This window comes from Bacillus cabrialesii (genome assembly GCF_004124315.2).
GTDB lineage: Bacteria > Bacillota > Bacilli > Bacillales > Bacillaceae > Bacillus > Bacillus cabrialesii.
Map to the genome: position 1 here is coordinate 3139752 of NZ_CP096889.1, position 23510 is coordinate 3163261.

At 45.3% G+C, this 23510-nt stretch carries 23 protein-coding genes; 18 read left to right on the top strand and 5 right to left on the bottom strand.

The annotated features are described in order from the left end of the window. Positions 1-26 precede the first annotated feature (26 nt). A complete protein-coding gene (locus EFK13_RS16115; RefSeq protein ID WP_129507743.1) occupies positions 27-848 on the top strand; it encodes an alpha/beta fold hydrolase in 822 nt (273 codons plus the stop codon). Between the two features lie 25 nt (positions 849-873). Here EFK13_RS16115 and EFK13_RS16120 read toward each other — a convergent pair whose 3' ends face one another. Further along, the gene (locus tag EFK13_RS16120) at positions 874-1134 is read right to left on the bottom strand and encodes a YugE family protein (RefSeq protein ID WP_129507742.1); all 261 of its coding nucleotides are present in this window, start codon (positions 1132-1134) and stop codon (positions 874-876) included. A gap of 83 nt (positions 1135-1217) precedes the next feature. Here EFK13_RS16120 and patB point away from each other — a divergent pair, with 83 nt between their 5' ends. The 3 genes from patB to kapB all read left to right on the top strand — a co-directional run bounded on the left by patB (position 1218) and on the right by kapB (position 4226). Continuing rightward, positions 1218-2381, top strand: a complete 1164-nt coding sequence (patB, locus tag EFK13_RS16125; protein ID WP_129507741.1) for a cystathionine beta-lyase PatB — start codon at positions 1218-1220, stop codon at positions 2379-2381. A gap of 126 nt (positions 2382-2507) precedes the next feature. Continuing rightward, positions 2508-3794: a sporulation sensor histidine kinase KinB gene (kinB, locus tag EFK13_RS16130; protein WP_129507740.1), complete on the top strand. Its 1287-nt coding sequence runs from the start codon at positions 2508-2510 to the stop codon at positions 3792-3794. Between the two features lie 45 nt (positions 3795-3839). Further along, complete coding sequence (kapB, locus tag EFK13_RS16135; RefSeq protein WP_129507739.1) at positions 3840-4226, top strand: kinase-associated lipoprotein KapB; 387 nt, start codon at positions 3840-3842, stop codon at positions 4224-4226. A 26-nt stretch (positions 4227-4252) separates the two neighbouring features. Here the strand turns inward: kapB and kapD are convergent, their stop codons facing one another. Beyond that, complete coding sequence (gene kapD / locus EFK13_RS16140) at positions 4253-4870, bottom strand: 3'-5' exonuclease KapD (RefSeq protein ID WP_129507738.1); 618 nt, start codon at positions 4868-4870, stop codon at positions 4253-4255. 75 nt (positions 4871-4945) lie between these two features. Then, entirely contained in the window at positions 4946-5149 is a 204-nt protein-coding gene (locus tag EFK13_RS16145) for a hypothetical protein (RefSeq protein ID WP_064816508.1), read from the bottom strand. On the opposite strand from EFK13_RS16145, the gene EFK13_RS16150 reads away from it, so the two are divergent. The 3 genes from EFK13_RS16150 (at position 5052) to EFK13_RS16160 (ending at position 8661) form a co-directional block, all read left to right on the top strand. After that, entirely contained in the window at positions 5052-6260 is a 1209-nt protein-coding gene (locus EFK13_RS16150) for a multidrug efflux MFS transporter (RefSeq protein ID WP_407062101.1), read from the top strand. The two genes, EFK13_RS16145 and EFK13_RS16150, sit on opposite strands and share 98 nt — an antisense overlap. Before the next feature lie 92 nt (positions 6261-6352). Further along, on the top strand, positions 6353-8227 hold the full coding sequence (locus tag EFK13_RS16155) for a transglycosylase domain-containing protein (protein WP_129507736.1): 1875 nt from the start codon (positions 6353-6355) through the stop codon (positions 8225-8227). A 20-nt stretch (positions 8228-8247) separates the two neighbouring features. Continuing rightward, the gene (locus tag EFK13_RS16160; protein ID WP_129507735.1) at positions 8248-8661 is read left to right on the top strand and encodes a thiol-disulfide oxidoreductase DCC family protein; all 414 of its coding nucleotides are present in this window, start codon (positions 8248-8250) and stop codon (positions 8659-8661) included. A 17-nt stretch (positions 8662-8678) separates the two neighbouring features. Here the strand turns inward: EFK13_RS16160 and EFK13_RS16165 are convergent, their stop codons facing one another. Further along, entirely contained in the window at positions 8679-9236 is a 558-nt protein-coding gene (locus tag EFK13_RS16165; protein ID WP_064816506.1) for a YufK family protein, read from the bottom strand. Between the two features lie 177 nt (positions 9237-9413). On the opposite strand from EFK13_RS16165, the gene maeL reads away from it, so the two are divergent. The 7 genes from maeL (at position 9414) to maeN (ending at position 18376) form a co-directional block, all read left to right on the top strand. After that, positions 9414-11015, top strand: a complete 1602-nt coding sequence (maeL, locus tag EFK13_RS16170) for a two-component system sensor histidine kinase MaeL (RefSeq protein ID WP_129507734.1) — start codon at positions 9414-9416, stop codon at positions 11013-11015. Then, positions 11008-11715: a two-component system response regulator MaeM gene (gene maeM, locus EFK13_RS16175; RefSeq protein ID WP_129507733.1), complete on the top strand. Its 708-nt coding sequence runs from the start codon at positions 11008-11010 to the stop codon at positions 11713-11715. Before maeL ends, maeM begins: the two co-directional genes overlap by 8 nt. 474 nt (positions 11716-12189) lie before the next feature. Then, the gene (gene nupN / locus EFK13_RS16180; RefSeq protein WP_129507732.1) at positions 12190-13269 is read left to right on the top strand and encodes a guanosine ABC transporter substrate-binding protein NupN; all 1080 of its coding nucleotides are present in this window, start codon (positions 12190-12192) and stop codon (positions 13267-13269) included. A gap of 75 nt (positions 13270-13344) precedes the next feature. Beyond that, the gene (gene nupO / locus EFK13_RS16185; RefSeq protein WP_129507731.1) at positions 13345-14877 is read left to right on the top strand and encodes a guanosine ABC transporter ATP-binding protein NupO; all 1533 of its coding nucleotides are present in this window, start codon (positions 13345-13347) and stop codon (positions 14875-14877) included. Next, entirely contained in the window at positions 14870-15916 is a 1047-nt protein-coding gene (nupP, locus tag EFK13_RS16190; RefSeq protein WP_129507730.1) for a guanosine ABC transporter permease NupP, read from the top strand. The genes nupO and nupP overlap by 8 nt, the downstream gene beginning before the upstream one ends. Then, complete coding sequence (gene nupQ / locus EFK13_RS16195) at positions 15917-16876, top strand: guanosine ABC transporter permease NupQ (RefSeq protein WP_129507729.1); 960 nt, start codon at positions 15917-15919, stop codon at positions 16874-16876. A gap of 153 nt (positions 16877-17029) precedes the next feature. Then, positions 17030-18376 carry a sodium/malate symporter MaeN gene (maeN, locus tag EFK13_RS16200; protein ID WP_129507728.1) on the top strand — a complete coding sequence of 449 codons (1347 nt, stop codon included), beginning with the start codon at positions 17030-17032 and terminating at the stop codon, positions 18374-18376. A 37-nt stretch (positions 18377-18413) separates the two neighbouring features. On the opposite strand, the gene EFK13_RS16205 is transcribed toward maeN, so the two are convergent. After that, positions 18414-18629 carry a hypothetical protein gene (locus tag EFK13_RS16205; RefSeq protein ID WP_129507727.1) on the bottom strand — a complete coding sequence of 72 codons (216 nt, stop codon included), beginning with the start codon at positions 18627-18629 and terminating at the stop codon, positions 18414-18416. Between the two features lie 231 nt (positions 18630-18860). Here EFK13_RS16205 and EFK13_RS16210 point away from each other — a divergent pair, with 231 nt between their 5' ends. Genes EFK13_RS16210 through EFK13_RS16225 form a run of 4 tightly spaced genes read left to right on the top strand, consistent with a single transcriptional unit; the run spans position 18861 to position 23505 of the window. After that, on the top strand, positions 18861-21266 hold the full coding sequence (locus EFK13_RS16210) for a Na+/H+ antiporter subunit A (protein WP_129507726.1): 2406 nt from the start codon (positions 18861-18863) through the stop codon (positions 21264-21266). Beyond that, complete coding sequence (locus EFK13_RS16215; protein ID WP_129507725.1) at positions 21259-21690, top strand: Na(+)/H(+) antiporter subunit B; 432 nt, start codon at positions 21259-21261, stop codon at positions 21688-21690. Before EFK13_RS16210 ends, EFK13_RS16215 begins: the two co-directional genes overlap by 8 nt. Then, positions 21690-22031 (top strand): Na(+)/H(+) antiporter subunit C, encoded by a 342-nt coding sequence (locus tag EFK13_RS16220; protein ID WP_003220730.1) that lies wholly within the window; start codon positions 21690-21692, stop codon positions 22029-22031. The genes EFK13_RS16215 and EFK13_RS16220 overlap by 1 nt, the downstream gene beginning before the upstream one ends. Continuing rightward, entirely contained in the window at positions 22024-23505 is a 1482-nt protein-coding gene (locus EFK13_RS16225) for a Na+/H+ antiporter subunit D (RefSeq protein WP_129507724.1), read from the top strand. The genes EFK13_RS16220 and EFK13_RS16225 overlap by 8 nt, the downstream gene beginning before the upstream one ends. Positions 23506-23510: the final 5 nt, after the last annotated feature.

Here is a 23510-nt window from a genome sequence, read left to right on the forward strand (position 1 = left end):
CATCACATGAAAGGGAGTGACACAGAATGGAGGCGGTTTCACCAATAAGGCGGCTTACGGTCGATGGCGTAAATGTATACTACGAACATTATCAAAATCCGGGCAGGCAAACGCTTGTCTGCGTACACGGTTTTTTATCATCCGCTTTCAGCTTCAGAAAAGTCATCCCTCTTCTTCGGGACAAGTACGACATCATCGCGCTAGATTTGCCGCCTTTCGGCCAATCTGAAAAATCAAGAACGTTTATCTATACCTATCAAAACCTCGCAAAGCTTGTCATTGGAATGTTGGATCACTTGCAAGTGAAACAGGCTGCGCTTGTCGGCCATTCTATGGGCGGGCAGATAGCGCTGTCTGCCGCTCTCCAAAAGCCGGAGATTTTTTCAAAGGTTGTGCTGCTTTGCAGTTCAGGGTATTTAAAACGTTCGCACCCGACGATCATATTCGGGACCCACCTCCCGTATTTTCATCTTTATATCAAGCGCTGGCTCTCGAAAGAAGGCGTGATGAAAAATTTATTAAATGTGGTGCATGACAAAGCGCTGATTGATGAGGAGATGATTGACGGCTATGGCAGGCCGTTTCAAGACAAGGAGATTTTCAAAGCGATGACAAGATTTATCCGTCATAGAGAAGGAGACTTGGAACCTGAGCAAATAAAGAAAATGAACAAGCCCGCTTTATTGATTTGGGGCGAGGAGGACCGAATCGTCCCTGTTGAGATCGGTAAACGGCTGCACGGAGATTTGCCCGATTCCGTGCTGTACTCACTCGGCCAGACCGGACATCTTATCCCTGAGGAGCGGCCTGAATTCGTTTCCGAACACATTGCGGAGTTTATCAAATAAAAAAAACCGGTGACGAACCAGTTTTTTAAGGCGTGCAGGAACTGCTGTCTTTTATGAATAGCAGCTGGCCAGCCACTTCCCGGCAGCTGTCAATCGGCAGCGTTTGTTCAAAAGAGGCTTCAAATATATGCTGAATGCTTTTTGCCAGCATGTCGGGGTCGTCTTCATCATAGACGGCTTGTACGACATCAACAGCCTCCGTTTCGTAAAACTCTTCTCCGTATTTAAACGGGTCCCATTTAGAAATGATCTTGATCATTTCCCTGACCGCTTGACTTTCTTCCATATTCATCACCGCTTATAATAAAATTTGCAGTTCTATTTTATCATAGTTATGTTAAGAAGAAACAGACATGAGGGGGTAACAGAATGAACTTTGATAAACGAGAAGAACGCCTTGGCACCCAATCGGTCAAATGGGACAAAACAGGCGAATTATTCGGCGTGACAGACGCGCTCCCGATGTGGGTGGCGGATATGGATTTCCGCGCGCCGGAAGCAATAAATGAAGCATTAAAAGAGCGCCTTGACCACGGGATTTTCGGTTATACGGCTCCAGATCAAAAAACGAAGGATGCTGTGTGCGGATGGATGCAAAACAGGCACGGCTGGAAGGTGAATCCTGAAAGCATTATATTCAGCCCGGGCGTTGTCACAGCATTGAGCATGGCTGTACAGGCTTTCACGGAGCCCGGTGATCAAGTGGTTGTCCAGCCTCCTGTTTATACGCCTTTTTATCATATGGTTGAGAAAAACGGCCGCCGTATTTTACATAATCCGCTGCAAGAAAAAGACGGCGCATATGCAATGGATTTTGGAGATTTGGAGTCGAAGCTCAGTGATCCAAGCGTCAAATTGTTTATTTTATGCAATCCTCATAACCCTTCTGGACGCTCATGGAGCCCGGAGGATTTACTGAAACTCGGCGAATTGTGCCTTCAGCACGGAGTCACAGTTGTATCGGATGAAATCCATTCTGACTTAATGCTTTACGGACACAAACACACGCCGTTCGCTTCTCTCTCTGACGATTTCGCTGAGATTTCCGTGACATGTGCTGCGCCAAGCAAAACATTTAATATCGCCGGATTGCAGGCGTCGGCACTCATTATTCCCGATCGGCTGAAGCGCGCCAAGTTTTCCGCAAGCCTTCAGCGCAACGGTTTAGGCGGGCTGAACGCGTTTGCCGTCACTGCGATCGAAGCCGCTTATTCAAAAGGCGGCCCGTGGCTTGACGAATTGATCTCTTACCTTGAGAGAAACATGAACGAAGCTGAAGCTTTCTTGAGCACCGAGCTGCCGAAAGTCAAAATGATGAAGCCGGATGCATCCTACCTGATCTGGCTCGATTTCAGCGCTTACGGCTTGTCCGACGCGGAGCTTCAGCAAAGGATGCTGAAAAAGGGGAAAATTATTTTAGAGCCCGGGACGAAATACGGGCCTGGCGGAGAAGGATTTATGCGCCTGAACGCGGGGTGCTCTCTCGCAACCTTGCAGGACGGCCTTTCCCGCATCAAAGCCGCGTTAGCGTAAATAAAGCTGTTAAACGCCTTTACGTCTCCATTTGTAAAGGCGTTCTTTATAAAGGAATTTTATATTTTCCTTCTACTATTTAGTGTTATAATAGATTCATATTTTATACGAAAGGATTTCACACGAATGGAAATTCTAAAAGACTATCTCCTGCATATCTGCTTTATTTTGTTTCCTATTCTTCTTTACCAAGTGTTTTGGCTTGGAAAGCCGGCGATCCTTGTGCCCAAAATAAACAGCGGGTTGGTCACGTTATTCGCCTGCGGCGCCTCCGTTTTATGCATTATATTCCCTATTCATGAAATGGACTACATACAATACGGCCTTCAGATGATTCCCGTTATCATTTGCTTATTTTACATTAGTACTGCTTCCGGACTTGCAGTCGCCGCATCTGTCTTATGTTTTGAACTGCTGTTTTACGAACCTTCCGCGATGTTTGTTTTCACTTTGCTGCCTTTTCTTACTATCATCCCAATCTTATTTCAGAAAAAATGGCCAATCATGTCGAAAGCGAAAAAGCTGCTGCTGTCTTTGTTGATCGGCTGCTTGGAGATCTTCTTATTTTTCGCCTCCAGCTGGATTTTTTCCGCCTTTAATATTTTAAATTTTCAAAAACCAGGAATTTTCCTATATGAGGCAGCTGTTTCAGGGCTGTTCCGCTCCAGCGTTCTTCTTTTAAGCATCTATATTATTGAAAGCATCGCTGAAAATATCGCCCTGCGTTCACAGCTTATCCATTCAGAAAAAATGACGATTGTGAGTGAACTGGCAGCGAGCGTCGCTCATGAGGTCAGGAATCCGCTGACAGTTGTCCGCGGGTTTGTCCAGCTGCTATTTAATGATGAAACCCTTCAGAACAAATCGAGTGCGGATTACAAAAAGCTTGTACTGTCAGAGCTTGACCGCGCGCAAGGCATTATTACAAACTATCTCGATATGGCCAAACAGCAATTGTACGAAAAAGAGGTTTTTGATTTATCAACTCTTATCAAAGAGACAAGCTCCCTTATGGTGTCGTACGCCAATTACAAGTCTGTAACCGTCGAGGCCGAAGCGGAGCCGGGCCTTCTTGTATACGGAGACGCAACAAAGCTGAAGCAGGCTGTCATCAACCTGATAAAAAACAGCATTGAAGCGGTTCCCCACGGAAAGGGGATCATCCACATATCAGCCAAAAGAAGCGGCCATACGATCACAATCGATATCTCAGATAATGGAGTCGGCATGACAGACCATCAAATGCAAAAACTCGGCGAACCTTATTATTCATTAAAAACGAACGGGACGGGACTCGGTCTTACCGTGACCTTTTCAATTATTGAGCATCATCATGGGACCATTTCATTTAACAGCAGCTTCCAAAGAGGCACCACGGTGACAATTAAGCTTCCCGCTGATCTTCCTCACTAGCAAATCGCTTGGAACTTTTATAGAATAAATGCGAGGTGATGACAGATGAGTACGTTTGAAACAGGATCTATCGTTAAAGGATTTTACAAAACAGGTGTATACATAGGAGAAATCACTGCTTGCAGGCCGCAGCATTATTTAGTGAAAATTAAAGCGGTTCTCACCCATCCGGCCCAAGGAGACCTTCATCATCCCAAACAGGCGGATGTGCCATTTTTTCATGAGAGAAAAGCGCTCGCATATGGCGAACAAACAAATATCCCCCATCATATGGTGAAGCCTTACGACGGTGAAGTGCCGGAGTATGCCGAGTCTCTGCGGGAGGCGGCAGCACAGCTGAGAGCCAAATTAAATGCGGATGGTTCGGAGTGGGCAAAGCGCTCCCTGAAAAATCTGGACGTTTTAGAAAATGAATATTTTAACCGGCCATAACCCAGTCTGACAAAAGATTGGGTTTTTTACGTCGCGCGCTTGAACAGTTCGGATAAATCGATTCTTTCGCCGATTGTCGGCGGTTTTGGTTTTTCGAGATACTGCTTATCCTGCTCAACAAGCTTAAAAAGCTTATGTGCTGTGAGGGCGTCATCAAGTGCTTTATGATGGGTGCCGGTTCCGGAATCTCCATACTCTTCGGCAGCTTTCCATAAACCCGTCAGTGTCCGGTCTCCAAAAAAGTTTTTGTATTCAAGCGACAAATCTCTCATTTCCCCCTTAAACGGGAAAGGAATATGGTTAAACATACAGTTTTGCTTCAGCACTTTCATGTCCATGTTTCCCCACGTAATAATCGTGCTGTTTTTCTCAGGATCCAGCTCGTTTAGTTTACGGATAAAATCTTCGAACCTCATCCCTTCGTCTACCTGTTTTTGGGTTATTTTCAAAAATGATTTGCAGCGTTTTGTCAGCTTCGGGAATTTTTTCGGCCTGACATAGCTAGAAAACGTCTCAACTACTTCATCATCAACCGACTTTACAATTCCGGCTTCAATGATTTCCGGGAAGAAGTTTTGCGGGCTGTACTTTCCCTCTGGCATCGTAAATTCGAAATCAATAATGAGTAAGCTGTTTGTCGTCACCTTTTTACACCTGCCTTTCCTCCGATCATAAAATGCTATCTTTATAGTATATCAATTCCCCTTCTCGACCTTTCTTCATTTTCTAAAAATAATGAATTTCCCCAGCCGCTTTGTTTCTTTTAAATTAAGAATCGTTTCTTTATAATTGGTAAGGAACCCGAAATAATAAGAAGGTGATGTTATTTCTATCCGTAAGAAAAACTTTGTCATTGTGTGGCTGGCGAACTTTTTCGTCTCTGCCAGCACAACGATGATCGTTCCTTTTCTCTCCTTATACATTGAGACGCTCAGCACTTTTTCAAACGGCTTTGTGCAAAGGTGGAGCGGCTATGTGTTCGGCATTACATTTCTCATGGCGTTTTTGGTATCACCGTTTTGGGGGCGGTTCGGAGACAAACGCGGATACAAGAAAATCCTCATGGCAACCGGAACCGGCATTGCCCTCAGTATTTTATTAATGGGCTTTGTTACATCGGTATACCAATTGTTTTTTCTGCGTATGGCAATGGGGCTTGTAACCGGATTTATCCCGACATCTCTTGCGATGATCTCGGCGCAGACTCCGAAGAGCTCAGCCGGTAAAACACTCGGCACGCTGCAAATGGGGCAGGTGTCCGGAAGCTTGTTCGGCCCGCTTTTGGGAGGCATGCTTGCTGATCGTTTCGGCTTTACGTATACCTTTTTTATCACATCCTTTGTGATTTTCTCATCCGTTCTTCTCGTATTATTCGGTGTCAAAGAACAGCCTCTTGCAGAGAAGGCGGCTAAACGTGCGTCTTACACGAGAAAAGAAGTGCTCTCCTATATTTTTCACCAGCCGGCGCTTTGGGTCATGATGCTGTTAACCATGCTGATTCAAACAGGCAATTTCAGTATCCAGCCGCTGCTCGCTTTATATGTAAATGAGCTGCACGGACCTGTCAATCTGGCCTTTTTCTCCGGCATGGCATTTTCAGCAACGGGACTCGGAAGTTTGCTGCTGGCGAGAAAATGGGGTGATCTGGGCGACCGCTACGGCCACCGCCGCATTTTAATCGGACTGTTGCTCGCAGCCTCTTTCTTTTTTATCCCGCAGGCGCTCGCGTCCTCACTCAGCGTGCTCCTTGTTTTCAGATTTTTATTTGGAATGGCGATGGGCGGATTGCTGCCGTGCATCACGGCAGCAATCCGCGTTCAGGCTCCCGGCAGCATTCAAGGAGAAGTCCTCGGCTACAATGTCAGCTTTCGCTTTTTAGGAAACGTGCTCGGGCCTCTTCTCGGCGGAATCATATCGAGCCATTTTACAATTTCGGCCGCCTTTTATGTCACAGCGTTTCTCTTTTTCGCCGGCGCCTGCATGCTTTGGTTCATGCAGAAATTCCGAAAAGATTCTTATGCCAAAGCAAGCTGATTCTCAGAAAAAACTGAGGCATCTTCTAAATTTAACCTTCTCGTAAACTCAAAAGAATGGTACGATATGGCTAGAATTTAGGAGAAAAGAGAGTGACCATGTTACGAAAAATAATCGGATGGATTTTGCTCCTTTGCATAATCCCATTGTTTGCATTTACAGTTATCGCTTCCGGAAAAGAAGTCAAACAAATGAAGTCCCTGGATCAGGTGCTTGATAAAAATATTAATCTGAAAGATATCAGCCTTGTTCAAAACAGCTACATGTATGACAGGGACGGCTCCCTTGTCTCGGAAATCGTCAGCGATCACGAAAACCGCGTGCTCGTTCCATTTGACAAGATTCCCGAGGAAGTCAAACAGATTTTCTTAACGTCAGAGGACCGCCATTTTTACGAGCATAAAGGCTTTGATTTTATGGGAATGGTGCGGGCAACCGCTTCTAACGTAAAAGACAAGAAAATCGACCAGGGTGCCAGCACCATTACACAGCAGCTTTCAAGAAACTTGTATTTAAGCCACGAACGTTCCTTCAGCCGTAAGCTGACTGAGCTCGCGTATTCTTATCAGCTTGAGAAAAAGTATACGAAAAATGAAATTCTCGAAGCTTACTTAAATACTATTTATTTCAACAATGGCGTATACGGTGTCGGTTCAGCGGCTGAATTCTATTTCAGCAAACCGCTGAAATCTCTCACAGTGGGAGAAATGGCTTTTATCTGCGCTATCCCTAATAACCCTACATTATATGATCCTCTCAAGCATTTTGACTACACGAAAGGCCGTCAAGAACGTTTGCTTAAAGGGTTAAAAAGTGCTGGGGTCATCACGGATAAAGAACTGAAAAAAGCCGTCAAACAAAAAATCAAACTGGATGTTGAAAAGAGAGAAGACAAATATCCGGACTACGTTTCATATGTCAATGATGAATTCACTCAGCTGGTGTCCGAATCAGAAGGCTATGATAAACGTCTTCAAAAAGCATCAGGAAAACAAAAAGAAAAGATCGAAAACGAGCTGTCCGCAAGAGTCAGCACTATAACGAAAGACGGCGTGAAAATTTATACCGCACTTGATCCGTACATGCAAGATCAAGTTGTGGCACAAATGAATTCCAAGCTCCCGTATGCGGACGTACAGGGCGGAGCGGCTGTGATCAATCACCAAACGCATCAAGTCATCGCTCTATCCGGCGGGAAAAACTATCAAAAATATGACTTTAACCGCGCCTACCAGGCATACAGACAGCCAGGTTCATCCATTAAGCCGCTTCTTGATTACGGCCCTTATATTGAACAGACCGGCGCGACAGCAAGCAGCACCATTGATGCCAGCAAGTTTTGCAGCAAAGATTACTGTCCGCAAAACTACAATAACCGCACGTACGGCACAGTGACGGTCGATACGGCGTTTAAAAATTCATATAACACACCGGCCATCAGAATGCTGGACCGTGTCGGCATCCAAAAAGCATTCAGTTATATTGAGCCGTATCATTTTGCCAAACTTGTCGACAGCGACTACCTTCTTCCGGCGGCCCTTGGCGGATTTACAAACGGAATGACGCCTCTTGAGATGACAAAAGCGTATACGACATTCGGCAACAGCGGAAGCTATACGCCGAGCCATGCGATTACAAAGGTGACAGACCTTAAAGGAAAAACGCTTTATAAATGGAATGATAAATCGACTCAAATATTCAGCGTCCGCACGAACATGCAGCTGAAAAAACTGATGTCTTCCGTTGTAAAAAGCGGAACAGGGAAAAAAGCTAATTTTAAAGCACCATACATCGGCGGTAAAACAGGAACATCAAATGATTATCACGATATGTGGTTCGTCGGCCTGACAGATACGTATACAATGGGGGTTTGGGTCGGAAAAGATACACCGAGCAGCGTTGAATATCTTCACAGCATCAGCCCTCAGCTTTCCATCTGGAAAGGAACGCTGCAAGCGGCTTATTAAAGGATCGGAGGGAATCTGGCATGACATCAGAAAAAATCCCAAATCGCGTTTTGCTCTTTGACGGCGTGTGCAATTTATGCAATGGCGCCGTGCAATTTATCATTAAACGTGATCCTGAAGGATTGATCTCTTTTACTTCGCTGCAGTCGGAAACGGGACAGAGCCTGCTGAAAAAAAGCGGGCTCCCGACTGATCGGTTTGACAGCTTTGTCTTTATTGAAGACGGCCGAGTGTACACAAAGTCAACTGCGGCCATTAAAGTTTTCAGGCATCTGCGAGGCCCGTGGCGGCTGTTCGTCCTGTTTTTCGCAGTGCCGAAGCCTGTCAGAGATATGGTCTATTCTTTCATTGCAAAAAACCGCTATAAGTGGTTCGGCAAAAAAAATGAATGCATGCTCCCCTCCCCTTCTATTAAAAAAAGATTTTTACCGTAAACGAAAAAATGGCTAGCTTACACAGGTAAGCTAGCCATTATGCTATTATAAAGCTTGATAAATATGAACAGAATACCGATAACAAAGGTAAACCAAAACAGCAGTTCCAATAGAATGAATCCGACTAACGACATGAGAGAAAGCGTCGAATAAATCCGGTAGACGGTAAACACAAAGTAAGCGAGCGTGACGACCGCAAACCAGATCACAATCCAAATGACATTATGCAAGAGCACAAAGGATAAGATCCCGCCGCCTAAATAAACCATGGAACCCATTCTGATTTTCTTCAGATTGTTCCCTTCCGGATCATTAGCAAAAAACAGCAGCGACAGCTCAGTCACGGTATTGGCAATTAATTTCAGAGCGGACAGAACCATGAAATATAAAAGTGCAAAGGCAGCAAATAACGCAAGCCTGATCCCTTTCTCTGAAAAATAGTCGAGCATTCCATCATACATTCCAAATGAGGACAGCATGTTCAACGCATAAAGTGAAGTTGAAATGGATAAAGACGAACTAAAAAGCAGGATCGCAATCAGCGGAAAGTATCCTGTCAAATAAGTATTTTTCATATAAAAAAGTCCCTTTCTATAATCTACCTCATTTATTATGGAGGACTTAAAACACATTGACAAGATAAATTATTCCATTTTTTCTCCTTTTTCCGAATTACGATCCCAAATCTTCACAAAGCAGCATTTTGAGAGTAAAGTAGTACGCAGGAATCATAAAACGTAAGGAAGTTTACTATGAAAAAAACATTGAAACTGCAAACCAGACTCACCATATTTGTTTGTATCGTTGTGTTAATCGCACTGCTCATTACATTTTTTACAGTCGGTGCCCAAACCACCAAACGGATTAGAGATCAGGAAAAGGCCACAGCGCTGCAGACTGCTGAAATGGTAGCAGAAGCGCCGATGACAGCTTCTGCTTTGGAAAGCGGGAAAAACCAGAAGGAACTGCAAAACTACACAAAGCGGGTTCAGAAAATCACCGGTACGGAATTTGTTGTCGTCATGGATATGAACGGCATTCGCAAAACACATCCTGACTCGAGCAAAATCGGGAAAAAATTCAGGGGCGGCGATGAATCCGAAGTATTAAACGGCCATGTCCATATCAGCACTGCCTCTGGCACGCTCGGGAAATCGCAGAGAGCATTCGTTCCTGTCTACGCGGAGAATGGAAAACAGGTCGGCGCAGTCGCGGTCGGCATCACCGTAAACGAAATTGATGAAGTGATCAGCCATAGCTTACGTCCGCTCTACTTTATTATCTGCGTCAGCATTTTCGTCGGTGTAATCGGAGCTGTTATCGTCGCCCGTACGGTGAAAAATATCATGTACGGACTTGAACCTTATGAAATTGCGACTCTTCTTGAAGAACGGAGCGCAATGCTTGAATCGACGAAGGAAGGAATACTCGCTGTCGATGAACACGGCAAAATCAAGCTTGCCAACGCGGAAGCCAAGCGCCTATTCGTAAAAATGGGCATCAGCACAAATCCCGTTGATCAGGATGTCAATGACATCCTGCCGAAAAGCCGCCTGAAAAAGGTCATTGAGACAAAAAAACCTCTTCAAGACAGAGACGTCCGGATTAACGGGTTAGAGCTTGTATTTAATGAGGTTCCCATCCAGCTAAAAGGACAAACTGTCGGGGCGATTGCAACATTCCGGGACAAAACCGAGGTAAAACATTTAGCTGAACAGCTTTCCGGTGTTAAAATGTATGCAAACGCACTGAGAGCGCAGTCTCATGAGTTTATGAATAAACTCCATGTAATATTAGGTCTCGTCCAGCTGAAAGAGTATGACGATCTTGGAGATTATATTAAAGATATTGCGATTCAGCAAAAATCAGAAACAAGCGAGATTATAAATGATGTCAAAAGCTCCGTACTGGCTGGTTTTCTGCTCGGAAAACAGAGCTTCATCCGGGAGCAGGGCGCAAATCTTGATATTGAATGCAGCGGTGTCATCCCGAACGCGGCAGACCCTTCAGTCATTCATGAACTCATTACAATCATCGGAAATCTGATCAACAATGCCTTGGATGCCGTTGCCAATATGCCGAAAAAACAAATCACCATGTCCATGCGTTTTCATAACAGCATACTGGACATTGAAATTACCGATACAGGATCTGGCATGTCTGAAGAAGATCAAGCTAAAGTGTTTGAACAAGGCTATTCAACAAAGGGCAAAAACCGGGGATTCGGCCTTTATTTTACACAGCAAAGCATCGAAAATTTAAAGGGCCAAATGATCCTCACAAGCGAAGAAAATGAAGGAACGACATTCAGTCTTCGCGTCCCGTACGAACCGAAGGAGGAAAATCATGATTAATGTACTAATAGTTGAAGACGACCCCATGGTGGGTGAATTAAATAAACGATACTTAAGCCAAATAGATGGCTTTCAGCTGAAAGGCATCGCCTCTTCCTTTCAAAGCGCTCTGCATATTTTAGGAGAGCATCACATCGACCTCATTTTGCTCGATATTTACATGCCGGGAAAAAACGGGCTTGAACTGCTAACGGAACTAAGAGCACAAAATGAAGCGGTCGATGTCATTGTCATCTCAGCTGCCAGCGAGCTTGACGTGATCAAGAAAACACTTCGTTACGGCGCTGTCGATTATTTAATCAAACCGTTTGAATTTGAACGTTTCCAAACCGCATTGTCTGATTACAGACGAAAACAAAAGGTCTATTCAACCCATCGCAACATAAGCCAAACAGAGCTGGATGCCGAGCTTTTTCAAAAGAAAGAAGCGACAGAAAAGGTGCAGCTTCCTAAAGGCCTGACAAAAAGCACGCTGAAGCTGATTTGGTCCAGTATCCAGTCGTTTGAAAATGAATCTTTTACAACAGAAGACTTGGCAAAGCACACAGAAATCTCTCAAGTATCCATACGAAAGTACTTGAAATTTCTTGAAGATATCCAAGTACTGAATGTGGAAATGGCCTACGGAACAATCGGAAGACCTGTGTTTCAGTACAACGTCAACACCGGAAACCTTAACGGAATAAAGCAATATCTTTAAAAAAACGCACTGTTCACTCCGAGCAGTGCGTTTTTTCTGTCACATCTCTTGCCAAGATGCTTGATTCTATTGGTGAAAAGCTATACAAAAATAACAAAGAGTCCTATTACATTTTTAGGACAAACATTCTGAATATAGATATTTTTAAAAAAATTATACGAAATTCTATTTATTTCTTGTGAGTAAAATGATAAATTATGATTGGTTAGTTGATCCCAAAAAACTAAGTCATTAGTCTCACTTCAGAAGATGATGTCACGGTTTTCCGCCCGGAATGCCTTCCGCATCCTTCTCTTCCCCGCCTTTCGAAGGAAACACTCACACCACGCTTATTCTGGGAAGATCAGAACTGTCTCATCGCATTCCATATGTTATTATCAGAAAATTTTACCGATTCTAATAAATTGTACAGGACAGCCCATCACATGACTGGCCGGATCAGCTTTGAACCAAATTTTTCTGGGGGGTTATATCTTGAATAAACGAAAAATCGGATTGGCAATGTCCCTTGTGATCGCAGCAGGCACCATATTAGGAGCATGCGGAACCAGCGATAAAAGCAGCGGCTCCGGCGAAGGGAAAAACAAATTCAGTGTGGCGATGGTTACTGACGTAGGCGGAGTGGATGACAAATCCTTCAACCAATCAGCATGGGAAGGCATCCAAGCCTTCGGAAAAGAGAACGGATTGGAAAAAGGCAAAAACGGTTACGACTACCTTCAATCAAAATCAGATGCAGACTACACAACAAACTTAAATAAATTAGCACGTGAGAATTTCGACTTGATTTACGGCGTCGGCTACTTAATGGAGGATTCTATCAGCGAAATCGCTGATCAGCGCAAAAATACAAACTTTGCGATTATAGATGCTGTTGTCGATAAAGACAACGTTGCAAGTATTACGTTTAAAGAGCAGGAAGGCTCATTTCTTGTCGGAGTGGCCGCGGCCCTAACAAGCAAATCCGGAAAAATGGGATTTGTAGGCGGCATGGAATCAGAGCTCATTAAAAAATTCGAGGTCGGCTTCCGTGCCGGCGTGCAGGCCGTAAACCCTAAAGCCATTGTCGAAGTGAAATACGCGGGCGGTTTTGATAAAGCAGATGTCGGCAAAGCCACCGCCGAAAGCATGTATAAATCAGGCGTGGATGTGATTTATCACTCTGCAGGCGCCACTGGCACAGGTGTCTTTACTGAAGCGAAAAACTTAAAAAAAGAAGATCCGAAACGCGCTGTCTGGGTCATCGGTGTCGATAAAGACCAATACGCAGAAGGCCAGGTTGAAGGAACAGATGATAACGTCACCCTCACATCCATGGTCAAAAAAGTGGATACAGCGGTTGAAGATTTAACGAAAAAAGCAAGCGAAGGAAAGTTTCCGGGCGGCGAAACGCTTACCTACGGCCTTGATCAAGACGGGGTCGGCATATCCTCATCTCAACAAAATCTATCCGATGATGTGATCAAAGCGGTTGATAAATGGAAGAAAAAAATCATCGGCGGATTGGAAGTGCCGGCAACCGAGAAGGAGCTGAAAACGTTCAAAGCTGAATAAGAATCGCAGGGATAAGGAGGTCGAGCCCTTATCCCTTGTTTTTCTTTTATTTTGATTAAAGGAGCGGTCAAACCAGTGGAATATGTCATTGAAATGCTCAATATCCGCAAGGAGTTTCCTGGTATCGTCGCCAATGACAATATCAACCTTCAGGTCAAGAAAGGTGAAATACACGCGCTGCTCGGTGAAAACGGAGCGGGGAAATCAACGTTGATGAATGTCCTTTTCGGGCTGTATCAGCCGGAGCGGGGTGAAATTCGGGTGCGCGGCGAGAAGGTGCATATCAACAGTCCGAACAAAGCGAATGATCTTGGAATCGGTATGGTGCACCAGCACTTTATGCTTGTTGACACCTTTACAGTTGCTGAAAACATTATTCTCGGGAAAGAGCCAAAAAAGTTTGGCAGAATTGACCGGAAGCGCGCTTTCCATGAAGTGCAGGACATTTCCGATCGATACGGCCTTCAGATTCATCCCGGAGCAAAAGTCGCTGACATATCAGTCGGCATGCAGCAACGCGCAGAAATATTAAAAACCCTCTACCGCGGGGCCGACATTCTGATTTTTGATGAACCGACGGCTGTATTGACGCCCCACGAAATCAAGGAACTGATCCAAATCATGAAGAACCTGGTCCATGAAGGAAAATCAATCATTTTAATTACCCATAAGCTGAAAGAAATTATGGAGGTTTGTGACCGCGTTACGATTATCCGGAAAGGAAAAGGCATTAAAACACTCGAAGTCCGTGATACAAATCAGGACGAACTCGCCAGTCTAATGGTTGGCCGCGAGGTGTCGTTCAAAACCGAAAAGAAGACTGCTCAGCCGGGAGCGGAAGTGCTTGCGATTGACGGAATGACCGTTAAGGATACCCGCGGAGTAGAGGCAGTCAGGAATTTGTCGCTTTCTGTCAAAGCGGGAGAAATTGTCGGCATTGCCGGCGTTGACGGGAACGGGCAGTCGGAGCTGATTGAAGCCATAACAGGACTGCGCAGAACAGATTCAGGAACAATCACCTTAAACGGAAAACAGATCCAAAACCTTTCGCCCAGAAAAGTCACTGAATCCGGAGTCGGACATATTCCCCAAGACCGCCATAAACACGGTCTCGTCCTTGATTTTCCGATCGGAGAAAATATCGTGCTGCAAAGCTATTACAAAAAGCCGTATTCAGCGTTTGGCGTTTTACATAAAGTCGAAATGTACAAAAAAGCTCGCAGCCTGATCAGCGAGTACGACGTCAGAACGCCGGATGAATATACACACGCCCGCGCGTTATCAGGCGGAAACCAGCAAAAAGCGATTATCGGGCGGGAAGTAGACCGGAATCCTGATTTATTAATCGCCGCTCAGCCGACGCGCGGCCTTGATGTCGGGGCGATTGAATTTGTCCATAAAAAGCTCATTGAACAGCGTGATGCCGGAAAAGCCGTTCTTCTCCTCTCGTTTGAGCTTGATGAAATTATGAATCTCAGTGACAGAATCGCCGTTATTTTTGAAGGGCACATTATCGCCAGCGTCAATCCGCAGGACACCACTGAGCAGGAGCTCGGTCTCTTGATGGCAGGAAGCACGCAAAAGGAAGCGGGGAAAGCAAATGGTTAAACAACTCTCTCATTTACTCGTGCCGCTCATTGCAATCATTCTTGGTCTTGCGGCCGGCGCGCTGATTATGCTGGCGAGCGGATACAGTGTGATCAGCGGGTATTCGGCTTTGTGGAATGGGATATGCGGAGAAATCTATTATGTCGGAGAAACCATCCGGCAAATTACGCCTTATCTTTTATCCGGATTGGCTGTCGCCTTTGCATTCCGAACCGGACTCTTTAATATCGGCGTCGAGGGCCAACTGCTCGTCGGCTGGACAGCGGCGGTTTGGATCGGGACGGCATTTGACGGACCGGCCTATCTTCACATGCCGCTCGCACTGATTACAGCTGCAGCCGCAGGAGGTTTATGGGGTTTTATTCCCGGCGTTTTGAAGGCGCGCTTCTACGTTCATGAGGTCATTGTCACCATTATGATGAATTATATCGCGCTTCATATGACCAATTACATCATTTCAAACGTCTTGACAGATCGTCAGGATAAAACGGAGAAAATTCACGAATCCGCCTCCCTCCGCTCGCCGTTTCTTGAACAGATCACCGATTACTCACGGCTGCATTGGGGGATCATCGTCGCCCTTCTCGCAGCAGTTGTCATGTGGTTTATCATCAACAAAACAACAAAGGGATTTGAACTTCGGGCGGTCGGATTCAACCAGCACGCTTCCCAATATGCGGGCATGAGCGTACGGAAGAATATCATGACTTCCATGCTTATCTCAGGCGCATTTGCAGGTCTTGCCGGAGCTATGGAGGGTCTTGGAACATTTGAATACGCAGCCGTGAAAGGCGCATTTACCGGCGTAGGCTTTGACGGTATCGCCGTCGCTCTTCTCGGCGGGAACACAGCTGTCGGTGTAGTGCTGGCCGCATGCCTGCTTGGCGGACTGAAAATCGGCGCTTTAAATATGCCGATTGAATCAGGCGTTCCGTCAGAGGTCGTCGATATAGTGATTGCCATTATCATTCTGTTTGTGGCTTCAAGCTACGCGATTCGTTTTGTCATGGGCAAATTGAAGAAAAAGGGGGCGAACTAAGTGGACTTTGTGCAGATTTTATCCATCATTGTCCCAGCCACACTCGTCTATGCGGCCCCGCTTATTTTAACTGCTCTCGGCGGCGTGTTTTCCGAGAGATCAGGCGTTGTGAATATCGGCCTTGAAGGCCTCATGATTATCGGGGCGTTCACCAGCGTGCTATTTAATCTATTTTTAGGTCCGGAATTGGGTTCCGCCGCGCCCTGGCTTTCACTCCTTGCCGCCATGGCAGCAGGCGCGCTGTTCTCACTGATCCACGCGGCAGCGGCGATTTCATTTCGCGCCGATCAGACAGTCAGCGGTGTCGCCATTAACATGCTGGCGCTCGGGGCAACTTTATTTATCGTCAAACTGATCTACGGCAAAGCGCAGACAGATAAAATCCCTGAGCCTTTTTATAAAACGAATATTCCCGGCTTGAGCGATATTCCCATATTGGGAAAGATCTTCTTTTCGGATGTCTATTATACGTCTATTCTTGCCATTGCACTGGCCTTTATTTCTTGGTTTATCTTGTTCAAAACGCCGTTCGGCCTTCGCATCCGTTCTGTCGGAGAACATCCGATGGCGGCGGATACAATGGGAATCAACGTATATAAAATGCGCTACCTCGGCGTGATGATCAGCGGATTGTTCGGAGGTCTCGGGGGCGGCGTATATGCCTCCACGATTGCGCTTGATTTCACGCACTCTACCATTTCCGGGCAAGGCTTTATCGCACTTGCAGCGCTTGTATTCGGAAAATGGCATCCGATTGGCGCACTGGGCGCCGCCCTGTTTTTCGGATTCGCCCAAAGCTTAAGCATCATCGGCTCGCTGCTCCCTCTTTTCAAAGACATACCAAACGTGTATATGCTGATGGCGCCTTATGTATTAACGATTCTCGCTTTAACCGGCTTTATCGGGCGCGCAGATGCGCCGAAAGCCAATGGCGTGCCCTATATTAAAGGAAAACGATAAAACATTCTCCCTGAGATGACGCTTCTCAGGGAGTTTTTTCTAATCCAAACGTCCTTATTAATTTAGTTGTTTATTAGTTTTTTAAATTAAAAAAATATGATGTGTTAGCGCTTTCTTGTAGACTGTAACAAACAATACATGGGGGTGTATGACATGGGAGCAATTCCAAAAACGGGGGCAATTTCACCTGAGCAAAAAGTCACACAGGAGAAAAACCTGTTTCAAAAAATTTGGTCTTGGGAAATCGGTGTGATTCCTCTGCCATTATACACAGTGTTAGCTATTATAATTATTCTTGCAGCCTATTACAATGAGCTGCCAGCAAATATGCTTGGCGGGTTTGCCATCATCATGATTCTGGGTGTGTTTCTTGGGGATATCGGGCAGCGCATTCCAATATTGAAGGATATTGGCGGCCCAGCTATTTTATCTTTGTTTGTCCCTTCATTTTTAGTTTTTTACAATGTGCTGAATGCAACATCTTTAGACGCTGTGACCAACTTGATGAAAACATCTAACTTCCTTTATTTCTATATCGCTTGTCTTGTAGTGGGAAGTATCCTGGGAATGAACAGAATTGTGTTAATACAAGGATTTATCAGAATGTTCGTTCCGCTTGTTGCAGGAACGATTGCGGCAGTTGCGGCCGGCATCCTTGTCGGATTTATTTTTGGCTACAGTGCTTATGATTCCTTTTTCTTTGTTGTTGTTCCGATTATTGCCGGGGGAATAGGTGAAGGAATTTTACCGCTCTCCATCGCTTATTCACAAATACTCGGTTCATCCGCTGATGTGTATGTGTCTCAGCTGGTCCCTGCCGCTATTATCGGAAACGTTTTTGCTATCATCTGCGCAGCCTTAATGAAAAAACTTGGCGATAAGCGCCCAGATCTAAATGGAAACGGACGCCTCGTCAAATCTAAAAAAGCAAATGAGATTTTCAATCAAAAAGAAGCCGAAGCAAAAATTGATTTTAAACTGATGGGAGCCGGTGTTCTGCTCGCGTGTACATTTTTTATTTTCGGCGGATTATTAGAGAAATTCATCTTCATCCCGGGCGCGATCTTAATGATTATTTCAGCGGCGGTTGTCAAGTATGCGAATATTCTTCCGAAAAAAATGGAGGATGGCGCTTACCAGCTTTATAAATTTATTTCTTCAAGCTTTACATGGCCGCTGATGGTCGGTCTCGGCATCCTCTTTATTCCGTTGGATGATGTGGCGTCAGTGATTTCTATTCCGTTTGTCGTCATTTGTATTTCGGTTGTTGTCGCGATGATTGCTTCTGGATATTTTGTGGGCAAGCTGATGAACATGTACCCGGTTGAATCCGCCATCGTTACCTGCTGCCACAGCGGTCTCGGCGGAACTGGTGATGTTGCGATTTTATCAGCGTCAGGAAGAATGGGCCTTATGCCGTTCGCCCAAATTTCCACCCGCCTCGGCGGTGCAGGTACAGTCATTTGCGCGACAGTTCTGCTTCGTTTTTTCACTTCATAATCAGAAAAAGAGTTCCGTTTCATGCGGAACTCTTTTTTTATCTGTTCACAATTCGGATATACTCTCGGGGGCCAAACGGAAGATCCTTTGATTCCATTTCACTCATTCTGGCTGACAGATGGTGCTCTAATAAATAAAGCTCCCACTCCTCACTTGCCGCCGCTCCAACGCGCCCGTCATATTGATTCAATATGAATGTCCCTGCAAATACTGAGCAGAATAAACCTGAGCACATCAGTACCTTTCTCTTCATATGACCAGCTCCTTACATTCAGCTTGATCAGGATTGATTTTAAATATACAAATGACCTTATTTTTGTTAGACTTATTTTAAGGTCAAAAGAACTCATAAAATTATATTGCAGCAGTTCGAAGCATGGCGGCTTCCAAAAAAGTGCGATATAATTTGGACTAGGTCGTTTGACCGTATATTTAATACATAGCGCGTTTTTCAATTGAGAACGAGGAAAAGGAGGTCTTATCTTTGCAGCTCTTACATTTTGCTATTTTATCGCCTTTTTTATTTGCTTTTATCATTCCCTTCTTGGCAAAATACGCAAAAAGAGTGCACACGGGCTGGTTTGTGTTGATCCTGCCCGTCTTGCTGTTTATATACTTTCTCCCAATGATCAGGATGACACAATCTGGAGAAACACTGCGGTCGGTATTTGAATGGATTCCTTCACTTGGCATTAACTTTACTGTTTATATAGACGGTCTCGGATTGTTATTCGCCTTGCTGATCACAGGTATCGGCTCTTTAGTCACTCTTTATAGCATTTTTTATTTATCGAAAGAAAAAGAACAGCTTGGGCCCTTTTATGTCTATCTATTGATGTTCATGGGCGCGATGCTCGGTGTCGTTCTTGTAGACAATGTGATGGTTCTCTACATGTTTTGGGAACTTACAAGCCTTTCATCCTTTTTGCTGATCGGCTATTGGTATAAGCGTGAAAAGTCGCGCTACGGCGCCGCCAAATCCCTTTTGATTACGGTCAGCGGCGGTCTGTGCATGCTCGGCGGATTTATTCTCCTTTATCTGATAACGGATTCCTTCAGTATTAGAGAGATGGTTCATCAGGTTCAATTAATTGCCGGCCACGACTTGTTTATCCCGGCTATGATTCTTATTTTATTAGGGGCATTTACGAAATCCGCGCAATTCCCTTTTTATATCTGGCTGCCTGATGCGATGGAGGCTCCGACACCTGTCAGCGCTTATCTCCATTCAGCAACTATGGTGAAAGCCGGCATTTATGTGATTGCGAGATTCAGTCCTATTTTCGCCTTTTCAGCTCAGTGGTTTTGGATCGTTTCCCTCGTCGGTCTCTTTACGATGGTTTGGGGCTCATTCCATGCCGTGAAACAAACTGATTTAAAATCGATTTTGGCGTTTTCAACCGTCAGCCAGCTCGGAATGGTCATCTCCATGCTCGGGGTCAGTGCTGCGGCCCTTCATTACGGCCATCAGGAATATTATACAGTTGCCGCCATGGCTGCCATTTTCCATTTAATCAACCACGCTACCTTTAAAGGAAGCTTGTTTATGGCAGTCGGGATTATCGATCACGAAACTGGCACACGGGATATCCGTAAGCTCGGCGGACTGATGGCGATTATGCCGATTACGTTTACCATTTCCTTAATCGGGACATTTTCAATGGCCGGCCTTCCGCCGTTTAACGGATTTTTGAGTAAAGAAATGTTCTTCACAAGCATGCTTCGCGTGACACATTTCGATCTGTTTAACGTGCAGACATGGGGCGCTTTATTCCCTGTTCTCGCTTGGGTCGGAAGCGTGTTTACATTTATCTACAGCATGAAGTTGCTGTTTAAGACTTTCAGAGGAAGTTACAAGCCTGAGCAGCTTGAAAAACAGGCCCACGAAGCGCCGATTGGCATGCTCGTGTCACCTGTCATTCTGGTAGCGTTCGCCGTCAGTCTCTTCTTTTTCCCGAATATCCTGTCCTACAGCCTGATAGAGCCTGCCATGAACTCAATCTATCCGACACTGCTGGACAGCCATGAGAAATTCCATGTTCACATTTCGCAGTGGCATGGGCTGAATACGGAAGTGCTGATGACTGCAGGAATTATTGTGATCGGCACCATAGGATATTTGACGATGAATAAGTGGAAGGGAATCTATAAGCTGTTTCCTTCGAAGTTCACACTCAATCGGTTATACGACAAGCTTGTGACTCTGATGGAGAAAGGCTCTTACCGAGTCACCAAACAATATATGACTGGGTTTTTAAGAGATTATCTGCTGTATATCTTCGCTGGTTTCATCATTCTGATGGGCGGAGCTTTTGTCATCAAAGGCGGATTTTCTTTTACAACGGAAGGCATGGCGAAAATCGGCGTTTACGAAATCATTTTGACGCTTGTCATGATCAGCGCCACAGCGGCGACTGTTTTTGCCAGATCCAGACTGACGGCGATTATTTCACTAGGTGTTGTCGGTTATACGCTCGCATTGTTTTTTGTGATTTTCAGAGCGCCGGACTTGGCATTGACTCAGCTTGTCATTGAAACGATTTCTGTCGCGCTGTTTCTGCTTTGTTTCTACCATTTGCCGAAACTGCGGCTGAAAAAGAAAACGAGAACGTTCCGGATGACGAATTTTATCATTTCTTTAGGCGTCGGTATTATCGTCACTCTGCTCGGCATCGCGTCTTCCAGCCAGCGCACAAAAGACAGCATTGCATCCTTTTTCACAAAGCACAGCCACGATCTCGGCGGAGGGGATAATGTCGTCAATGTCATCCTCGTTGATTTCAGGGGCTTTGATACGATGTTTGAAATAACAGTGCTGACGATTGCCGCTCTTGGCATCTACAGTATGATTAAAACAAAAGTAAAAGAGGAGGGGAAAAGCGGTGAATGAACAAAAAACAAATGACATCATTCTTCAAACCGTGACAAAGCTTGTATCCTTTATCATTTTGCTTTTCTCTTTCTATTTATTTTTATCAGGGCATAACGCGCCTGGAGGGGGATTTGTCGGCGGACTGATCACATCCTCTTCCATCGTTCTATTGCTTCTGGCATACGATTTAAAAACCGTGCGTTCGATTTTGCCGGTTAATTTCATTTATGTCGCGGGAGTCGGCCTTCTGCTCGCTGTATTAACTGGCGTTGGCTCCTTTGTCTTCGGGGCTCCTTTTTTAACCCATACATTCGGATACTTTCAGCTGCCGATCCTTGGAAAAACGGAGCTCGCCACGGCGACGATATTTGATTTAGGCGTTTATCTTGTTGTCGTAGGCATTACGATGACCATTATTCAAACGATTGGAGAGGAAGAATAATGGAAATCTTAATGGCTGTTTTAGCCGGTATTATTTTTATGGCTGCTACGTATTTGCTGCTGTCTAAAAGCCTGCTTCGCGTCATTATCGGAACAGCACTGTTAAGCCATGGCGTTCATTTAATGCTTTTGACTATGGGAGGATTAAAGAAAGGCGCCGCTCCGATTTTGAGCGAGCATGCCAAATCATTTGTCGATCCGCTTCCGCAAGCCCTGATTTTGACGGCAATTGTCATTTCATTTGGCGTTACATCATTCATCCTCGTCATGGCCTTTCGCGCTTATCAGGAATTGAAATCGGACGATATGGATCAAATGAGGGGAAATGATCAACATGAATAATTTTGTTATTTTGCCAATCCTGATCCCGCTCCTGTCGGCCATTCTGCTGATTTTCATGACGAAGAACTTTATGCTCATGCGGATCTTCAGCACTGCGGCGTCGGCAATCGGGATTGTGATCAGCGGCATACTCGTACAGACTGTCTTTACAAAGGGCATCCAGACACTCAGTTTGGGCGGCTGGAAAGCGCCGTACGGCATTGTGCTCGCCGCAGACCAATTCGCCAGCCTGCTCGTTCTCACAACAGCGGTGATCGGTTTATTGGTTGGGCTTTATTCCTTCCGTTCCGTCGGTGAAAAACGGGAGCGTTCCTTTTATTACTCGGGCGTTCAGTTTTTGCTTGCCGGCGTCAGCGGAGCGTTTTTAACAGGCGATTTATTTAATATGTACGTATTTTTTGAGCTTCTGCTTATCGCTTCCTATATGCTGATTGTATTGGGCGGCACAAAAATTCAGCTGCGGGAATCCATTAAATATATTGTGTTTAATATCGTGTCGTCTGCCATGTTTGTCATCGGTGTCGGTTTTTTATACGCGGTAACCGGTACGTTGAACATGGCGGACTTAAGTGCCAAAATCAGTGAATCCGGGCAAACCGGGCTGATTACTGTCATCGGTGTTCTGCTGCTGATTGTATTCGGTATGAAGGGCGGAATCTTCCCCCTCTACTTTTGGCTTCCAGGCTCTTATTACGCGCCTCCGGCGGCAATCTCCGCGCTGTTCGGCGCATTGCTGACAAAAGTCGGTTTATATGCGATTACGAGGGTTTTCACATTGATTTTCATTCACGATACAGCTTTTACCCATCAGCTGATGATTTGGCTGGCGGCGCTGACCGTGATTTTCGGTGTTATCGGTTCACTCGCTTATTCGGATGTCATGAAAATTGTGATCTACAACATTATCACCGCAGTCGGCGTGATTTTGTTCGGTGTGGCAGTTCATACTCCGGCATCCATTCAAGGTGCGATTTACTATCTGATTCACGATATGTTGATTAAAGGCGCTTTATTTATGCTGGCAGGGACGCTGATCGCGTTGACTGGGACAGCGAGCCTGCATAAAATGGGCGGGCTGATCAAACGCTACCCTGTTCTTGGATGGATGTTTTTCATTTCAGCTATTTCTCTTGCGGGCATCCCGCCTCTCAGCGGATTTGTCGGCAAATTTAAAATTGCGGAGGGCGGCTTCGCGGAAGGTGAATTTACGATTTCCATGCTGATTCTCCTTTCGAGTCTGCTCGTACTCTACTCTGTGCTGAGGATCTTTATACATGCGTTTTGGGGCGAAGAAAAAGAAATACCAAAACCAAATCATCGAACAGCTAAAGGACTTCTTTATCCGGCAGCTATTTTTCTCTTACTGTCTCTGCTCTTCGGATTGGGTACAGAATGGGTGTCACCTTACGTTGATCAAGCGGCCGAGACGCTGCTGAATCCGGAAAAATATATTGAAGCTGTTTTGAAGGAGTAGATCGC